Consider the following 6,954-nt stretch of genomic DNA (forward strand, 5'->3'; position numbering starts at 1 on the left):
TGAGGGGGTCCCAAAAACTCCTCCAAATAGCACTTTAAAATCGCATTTGTTCAGCTCTGTTCATGTCAAATTCCCTCAGGAATTCCTGGGGTGTCCTATTACCTAAAGATCTGTGTGGGCGATCCTCGTTGTACTCACGTCTCCACTGTTCGATCTTATGCCGAGCATCCTCAAGGCTCTCAAAAACCGATTGATTAAGGCATTCATCTCGAAACCTTCCATTGAAAGACTCTATGAAAGGATTGTCTGTTGGCTTCGCGGGCCGGGAGAAGTCCAGCCGCACACCTTTCCAATGCGCCCAGTCGTCGAGGGCTTTGCTGATAAACTCACTCCCATTGTCGACGTTAATGAATGAGGCCATCCCATGACCATGAGACAGCCTTTCAAGAGCATTTGCAACATGTTTTCCGGTCATGCTTCGCCCACATTCAAGTAGCACTGCTTCGCGACTAAAGGTATCGACGACTGTTAGGATTCGAATGGCTTTTCCGTCAGCCAGGGAGTCGTGAACAAAATCCATGCACCAACGCTGATTGGGAGCTGTGGGTGTCGGAGGAATGATTCGGATCTGGGAACGACGCTTACGGTAGTACTTCCGGTGTCGCAGGCTCAAACCCTCACTGACGTATATGCGATGAACCTTCTTGCGATTTACCAACCATCCCTCACGCCGCAGAAGCACATAAATGCGATTGTAGCCGTATCGCACCCGACTCTGTGCAATATCTCTGATTCGCATCCGGATGGCCGTATCATCGCGTCGGCGGGCTCGATATCGACAACACGATCGGTCGAAGAGCAAAACACTGCAGGATCGTCTCTCGGAAATCTTGAAGGCACGTTTCAGGAAGTCTGCAATCTCCCGCTTCCTTGCAGGCTTCAAAGCTTTTTTTCGATCACTTCCTGCAGCATATGCTTGTCAAGGCTCAGGTCAGCCACCAAGCGCTTGAGCCTGCGATTCTCATCTTCGAGCAAACGCATTCGCTTGAGTTCCGTCGAACCAAGCCCTCCGTACTTTTTCTTCCAGGTATAAAACGTCTGCTGCGAAATTCCCAGCTTACGACACACATCCACCACAGCCTCGCCAGCTTCCACCTGACGCAGGGCATAGACAATCTGTTCCTCAGTAAACTTGGACGTTTTCATACATCTCTCCACGTCAAAGAGAGCTGAATTATAGCGGATTTTTCAGCTTTTCGCTGGAGGATTTTTCGGGGTCAACGTCAATCTGCTGCGAGCGCCAAGTCAGATGATAGCGTGCAAATGACGGGAAAGCGGAACGAGACTGACGGAAAGTTTCGGGGACTCGGTTAGAACAAGTTTCCTGCCCAGAGGCTCTTGACAAAATCTTGATAGCTTAGAATTTCGATCCCATCTTCTGTCATGCGAGCTCCATTCTCCATTGATATGACAATTCTCTTCTGAATCTCAGGGTAGTCGCTTTTCAGTTCGCGAAGGCCTTTTAAATGATCAGAATGAATATTCGACGAAGCTTTGGATTCTATTGCTGCCTTCATAGGTCCTACAATGAAATCGACTTCGACCCCTGTTGTCAAACGCCAGTAACTCAATGTCTCTGGCCGCCCAGTGTATTCGATGTAAGTCGTGAGTTCATGAAAAACCCAGTTTTCAAAGGCTTTTCCCCACGCACTCGATCCTGGCAAGACTTGACCACGTTGCGCAAGATAATTAACAACACCAACGTCCGCGAAATAAAACTTCGGGCTCGACGAAACTCTACGCTTCGGCCTGAAAGTATAGGCTGGCAGATAGCGTGCCAGCAGAGTGTCGACTAAAATTTCATAGTAAGAGCGGACCGTTGGTGCTGAAACGCCACAATCACGCGCAACAGTCTCATAATTGAGAAGCTCCGTATCACCTAATGCAGATATTTCAAGAAATCGGCTGAACGGCTGTAACTTGCGAACCAGTCCTTCTGCGAAAATTTCTTCTTTTAAATAGTCTGCGCAATATGATTTTAAATGCAGAGCAGCTTCATTGGAATCATATATAAGTGGCATGTAGCCACGGTTCAGCATTTTCTCCAGGAGAGAATTCCGAGCCGATTTCAGCCGCTACCAAGCCTGACATTTCATATCGCAAGGCACGCCCTCCGAGAAGGTTTGCATGGCCTTTACGAACCTTTCGAGCGCTCGATCCACAAAGCCTAAAGACCACACCATCGTCTTCAATGAGCAGATGAACTTCATCAAGCAGCTGGGGACTTTCTGAATTTCGTCAATGATAACGAACTTCCAGGTATTTCTCCTGACTCTTTCTCGCAGTCGTTCCGGATAACTTTGGAAGAGAGCAAATTCATCACTTTTCAAAAGCTGGATAAAGGAGGTGTCCGGGAAAGTCTCCTTTAACAGGCTCGTCTTCCCGACTTGGCGAGGACCCCATAAAAAAAGAATTATTCAATAATTTTGGTATATTGAGAGGTCGTCTATACAAACAAAACTCCTACTTTGAATTTTCATGAAAAACCAAGCAGATCTTTTCCTGGGATTTTTCCAGGCAAAAACAGCAGAAATGGAAGCTCACAAGCTTGGTTCAAGAAATTAACCATGGCTATAATGCATAGTTGGATCGATGCATGCGGCTACTTTTGCTACTATTCGTCCAGATCCAAAGCTCCAGAACTCACCGATAGATCCCATGGTCTTCGAGTATAAAGAGCGGTTGTCTCAATGCTCTTATGTCTCGCATGGTTGCGTAAGGCAATAACATCAAGCTTTGTATTGTGACCAAGCCAGTGAAGTGCTCCCCACTTTTCGTACAACTCAAGCCACTAAAGTTTGCTCACGATACTGACGCGGCGATTTATAACCGAGCGCCGAATGCATCCTCATCCCGTTGTAAAAGTCCATCCAGTCGGCAATAGCCTGGAAAGCTGCATCCTTTGACCTGAATCGATTCAGCCAAATACACTCTTCTTTAAGGGATCTGAAGAACCGCTCAATCATGCCGTTCTGCTCCGGACTATAAGGGGTAATGTATTGCTGTTCGATGCCGTGTCTCTGCGCAACACCAACGAACTCCCTGGCACCAAACACGAGTCCATTATCGCTTCTCAGAGTCAGGTGGACCTTCGGTTTCCAGATCAGCCCACGAGCCCTGAGACCGTCTTCAAGCGCTGCTGATGCAACCTTGGCCTTTCCCGAACTTGAAAGCCGCCAGCCCACAATTTCCCGATCAAAGCAGTCGATCACGGCAGTGAGATGACACCAGCCATCCTTGCCGCAGAATATGCTCGTCGTGTCGATCGCCCAAAGCTGGTCAGAGCGGAAGGTCAGGTGTCTTCGTCCCTGGACCCTGGGGCGCATGCCTCGGGGCTTTTCAGTCTTTTGCCAGCCATTGAGCTTGATGATCCGGTGGACCTTTTCCGGTTGACTTTCAGGCCATCACGGAACTTCAAAACTGCGTGAATACGTCGGACTCCATAGGTCGGGAATTCTTCGATAATCCGACGAATCCCAAGAACCAAATCCTGGTCCATACGGGTCGCGCGGCCACCCTTTGGCTGGTAATAGACATTGGACCTTGGCACTCCAAACCACTGACAGAGCTTGGAAAGAGATACGGCCTTGCCCTCCTCCTTGAGAACGCTCTGAAGCCCTAAGAGTTCGTCTCTTGATCTTGGCTCAGAGCCTGCCACTTTTTTCGGGCATCGAGCTCCAGAACCAGCTCTCCAACCGTGGCCCGGAGGTCTTTGATCTCCCGCTCGTATTGGGCCTGATCTTCCTTGGCGTTGGTCTTGAGACTATTCTCTCCGCCTTTAAGGAAGGTTTCGATCCAGCCTTCGACCTCAGACTGCTTCAGGTCCTGCTCCCTACAGACATCAACCAGGGACTTCTCTCCCTTCATGATCCTGACTATCAACTCAACCTTGCGTCTGGCAGTCCATCTCTGAAAGTCGGTCTTCATTGCATACTCCGTTAGTACAGAATTTTCTTATACCCTGTACGAAACAGGAGGGGAACACTCCACCAGTACAGAGAACCACGTCGACAGTCCTTCAAGGTTAGTTCCGGGTATCCAAGACGCCTCCAACTCTGAAGTACCAGTCTGCTCCATATGGAAAGAAAGGCTGATCGCGTTCACGCTGATTCAACACTTTTACGATCTCCTTGGCAGCATCTCCATTGAAGCAGGCTACCCGGCCTTTGGAATTGGCTTTAGGATCGGGCATGTAATGGAGGCCCCGGGACTTTTGCCTATATATCTAGATCCCCGAAACTCCCAGCCGTCGATGTGACGAAACTCAGATCCGTTCGGATTTCCGGCCCATCCTATGCTTTCACCCGACACCTGAAATTTCCGCCTTTACAGACAAGCCAGAAGAGCGCAAATGGAGTCCGGCCATGTGTCCCACGGATGGGGCGCTGGAATCCGGATGTTGAGTGATGAATGACAGGGTGATGTTTCAGAACAAGGCGCTCTCCGCGCTCGGTGGTCTGCTGTTTTTCGAGAATCTGCTGACCAGCACTCGCCTCGAGGAGCGGGCTGTGGATTGTCTTCCGCGACTTCGCATAGCCTCGCGAGCCTCGAGTTTCGATAAATTCCGCGCGCTTATGCTTGGTCTTGTGAGTGGTGCCGACTGTCTTGATGATATGGATGCCCTGGCTGAAGACCCTCGTTTTGCAGGGTGAACGGCCCTCTTGTTTCATCAGCAACCTATGAGGATTTCCTGCGAAAATTCTCCGGTTTCCAGCTTCAGCATTTGAATCAGGAGCTTTGCCGTCTGGCTGGTGAGCTTCATCTGCGGAGCGGAAGTTCGGAACGTCTGGTGCTGGATATCGACTCGACGGGGCATGAGCAGCATGGTGTGAAGATGGAGGGCCTTGCCTATAACTACAAGAATGAGTGGAGCCTGAGCTCGATCGAGGTGTTTGATCAGAAGGGCTTTCTGCACTATCTGAACGTCCGGGAGGGCAATGCCTTCACCTCCGAGGACGCTCCGTTCATCATCAGCGAGGTGTCGCGTCATCTGCCGCGTGAGCTGCGGCGCGAGCGCCCGCTTTTGCGGGCTGACTCGGGTTACTGCAACAATCCTGTGTTCCAGGCCTGCGAGCAGAACGGTTTTGGCTTTCTGATCGCCATGCGGTAAACCTTTACAGTCCTCTTCTGCGACGGCGCATCAAGTGGCCGAAGGCAAAGAGCAAGACGCTGGAAGAGGAGGAGGCCGAGGTCGGCGAATCGCTTTACCATTCGAAAAAGTGTGAGAAGGTTTTCCGGGTGATTTTCATGAGACGACCTCGCAAGGGCGAGCGGGAGATCTTTGCCGACTGGCACTGGACGTATCAGGCCTATATTACCTCAGAAAGCAGTTCGGGCCTTTCCGCCGAGGATGCCGTGGACTTTATCGCAAACGCGGGCATGCCGAAAATTTCATTCGGGAACTCAAAAACGGATTTGATCTGCATCACTTTCCCTGCCAGAAGCTTAATGCAAACCGCGCCTATGGATTGATAGCGGCTTTCGCATACAATTTCATGCGCTTTCTGGGGACGGTGATGCGCCCTGATCGTCCGATGTTTTCAAAAAGAATTCGTTATTGTCTGGTCAACCTTGCCTGTCAGGTGGTGCGAAAGGCAAGGCAGACCATTGTTATATTTCCAAGGCGATATGAACAGGAGGTGAAGCGTTGTCTTATGAACATAAAACTCACGTTGGGTTATGGGTAACAGGTCCCGCGAAGAAAACCACCTTGATCTTTGACAACCGAATATTCGCAACCCAACTGAGCTATGGGACAATTGGGGGTCTTCTCGGTTCGTGGTGGGTCATTTCCAAAAATAAAATAGGGACATAGGCAAACCTGCCGTAGATTTTGGTTCGCCAGAATCAAAAAGCCAGGAGGGCGCCTATGTCTATGGAAAGACCAGCACGACTCGTTCTTCTTCCTGAACTGGAACTTGTGAAATCGGTAAAACTCAGCAATCGAATTCTGGGGTTTTTTAAGAAAACTTCGACGCACGAGGTCTGCCCAAAGTGTGCCCATCTCTCTGAATCTGTTTATGATCATCGTCCTGTTCGCATCAAGGATGAGCCCCTTCGCAACAAGCTGGTTGTTCTGCTCATCAACAAAAGGCGGTTTTACTGCAGTCACTGCAAAAAGCCATTTACCGAACCCGTATCAGGAATCGGCAAAGGGCGACGAACGACCGAGCGTCTGCGTTCGGCAATATGCTGGGCGTCGGAAAACTTCCATGATCTTTCCAGAGTTCAGAGACACTATGATTGCTCCGCTGACACTGTTTATCGAGCCACATATGATCGTCTTGAACTTCGTCGCAGAAAGCGGCTCTACCCGCTTCCGCCAGTCATCGGAATTGATGAACATTCCCTTCGGAAGCCCAAAGGCAGATCGACAGTATACTCGACCATCATAGTCGATCATACGCATCGTCGCGTTTATGAATTATTGGAAGGTCGCGCTCGAGGCGAAATTGAAGAGCCTTTAAGGCGGCTGCCTGGTCGTTCCAATGTTCGTGTCGTCACCATGGATCTTTCACCAACCTATCGGACACTCGCAAGGGAATATTTTCCAAAAGCCAGTATTGTGGCAGACAGGTTTCATGTTCAAAGGCTTTTCACAAAACTTGTGAATCGCCTAGATCCCCAGAACTCAACCTTGCCGTCCTGACGAAGCCTTCATCTGTACTGTCGTACAACCAAAGATCCCTTTTCACCCTGGGGTAAAATTCTTCAATTTGCCGGATTTACAGTCAGGCCAAAGGAGCGTAAATCGTTCAGCACCAGCCTCACGGAAGGGGTTGCTTCAGGCAGGATGCTGACATAATGAATCGCGTGATTTTTCAGGACCGGAATTTGTCTTCGCTCGGTGGTTTGCTTTTGTTCAAGGAGCTGCTTGTGGGCAGCCGGCTTGATGAGCGTGTTGGCGAGGCTCTGCCTCGCCAGCATATAGCCTCCGGCGCTTCAGGATTTGAT

Annotated in this window: 11 protein-coding genes; 5 read left to right on the forward strand and 6 right to left on the reverse strand. The window is 50.0% G+C overall.

The annotated features are described in order from the left end of the window. Positions 1–34: 34 nt before the first annotated feature. From OLTU_RS00500 to OLTU_RS00520, 6 genes are all read right to left on the reverse strand, one after another. A protein-coding gene (locus OLTU_RS00500; RefSeq protein WP_439956666.1) for an IS3 family transposase occupies positions 35–1,146 on the reverse strand; the annotation gives its coding sequence in 2 pieces (ribosomal slippage) (positions 35–894 and positions 894–1,146; 1,113 coding nt in all). A 164-nt stretch (positions 1,147–1,310) separates the two neighbouring features. Next, on the reverse strand, positions 1,311–2,039 hold the full coding sequence (locus OLTU_RS32200) for an ATP-binding protein (protein WP_218109758.1): 729 nt from the start codon (positions 2,037–2,039) through the stop codon (positions 1,311–1,313). A 36-nt stretch (positions 2,040–2,075) separates the two neighbouring features. After that, positions 2,076–2,417: an AAA family ATPase gene (locus tag OLTU_RS33035; RefSeq protein ID WP_218110398.1), complete on the reverse strand. Its 342-nt coding sequence runs from the start codon at positions 2,415–2,417 to the stop codon at positions 2,076–2,078. A 366-nt stretch (positions 2,418–2,783) separates the two neighbouring features. Continuing rightward, the gene (locus OLTU_RS00510) at positions 2,784–3,371 is read right to left on the reverse strand and encodes an IS3 family transposase (RefSeq protein WP_141730807.1); all 588 of its coding nucleotides are present in this window, start codon (positions 3,369–3,371) and stop codon (positions 2,784–2,786) included. Next, positions 3,293–3,499, reverse strand: coding sequence for an IS3 family transposase (locus OLTU_RS33040; protein WP_369696370.1), 207 nt, complete (start codon positions 3,497–3,499; stop codon positions 3,293–3,295). The genes OLTU_RS00510 and OLTU_RS33040 overlap by 79 nt, the downstream gene beginning before the upstream one ends. Positions 3,500–3,618: 119 nt before the next feature. Then, a complete protein-coding gene (locus OLTU_RS00520; RefSeq protein ID WP_141730809.1) occupies positions 3,619–3,927 on the reverse strand; it encodes a DUF1153 domain-containing protein in 309 nt (102 codons plus the stop codon). Between the two features lie 494 nt (positions 3,928–4,421). Between OLTU_RS00520 and OLTU_RS00525 the strand changes: the two genes are divergently transcribed. From OLTU_RS00525 to OLTU_RS00545, 5 genes are all read left to right on the forward strand, one after another. After that, entirely contained in the window at positions 4,422–4,652 is a 231-nt protein-coding gene (locus OLTU_RS00525; RefSeq protein WP_218109759.1) for a hypothetical protein, read from the forward strand. Then, the gene (locus OLTU_RS00530; RefSeq protein WP_141730811.1) at positions 4,649–5,110 is read left to right on the forward strand and encodes a transposase; all 462 of its coding nucleotides are present in this window, start codon (positions 4,649–4,651) and stop codon (positions 5,108–5,110) included. Before OLTU_RS00525 ends, OLTU_RS00530 begins: the two co-directional genes overlap by 4 nt. 137 nt (positions 5,111–5,247) lie before the next feature. After that, positions 5,248–5,472, forward strand: a complete 225-nt coding sequence (locus tag OLTU_RS32585; RefSeq protein ID WP_245676803.1) for a hypothetical protein — start codon at positions 5,248–5,250, stop codon at positions 5,470–5,472. Continuing rightward, the gene (locus tag OLTU_RS33045) at positions 5,394–5,687 is read left to right on the forward strand and encodes a hypothetical protein (protein WP_369696371.1); all 294 of its coding nucleotides are present in this window, start codon (positions 5,394–5,396) and stop codon (positions 5,685–5,687) included. The genes OLTU_RS32585 and OLTU_RS33045 overlap by 79 nt, the downstream gene beginning before the upstream one ends. Positions 5,688–5,833: 146 nt before the next feature. Continuing rightward, positions 5,834–6,649: a transposase gene (locus OLTU_RS00545; RefSeq protein ID WP_141730812.1), complete on the forward strand. Its 816-nt coding sequence runs from the start codon at positions 5,834–5,836 to the stop codon at positions 6,647–6,649. The last annotated feature ends 305 nt before the right edge of the window (positions 6,650–6,954 follow it).

It is taken from the genome of Oligoflexus tunisiensis (assembly GCF_001748245.1).
Taxonomy (GTDB): Bacteria; Bdellovibrionota_B; Oligoflexia; order Oligoflexales; family Oligoflexaceae; genus Oligoflexus; species Oligoflexus tunisiensis.

Coding starts and splice junctions, on each gene's coding strand:
- OLTU_RS00525 (WP_218109759.1), top strand. CDS start 4,422: ATGTTTCAGAACAAGGCGCTCTCCGCGCTCGGTGGTCTGCTGTTTTTC.
- OLTU_RS33040 (WP_369696370.1), bottom strand. CDS start 3,499: ATGGACCAGGATTTGGTTCTTGGGATTCGTCGGATTATCGAAGAATTC.
- OLTU_RS00520 (WP_141730809.1), bottom strand. CDS start 3,927: ATGAAGACCGACTTTCAGAGATGGACTGCCAGACGCAAGGTTGAGTTG.
- OLTU_RS32585 (WP_245676803.1), top strand. CDS start 5,248: ATGAGACGACCTCGCAAGGGCGAGCGGGAGATCTTTGCCGACTGGCAC.
- OLTU_RS32200 (WP_218109758.1), bottom strand. CDS start 2,039: ATGCTGAACCGTGGCTACATGCCACTTATATATGATTCCAATGAAGCT.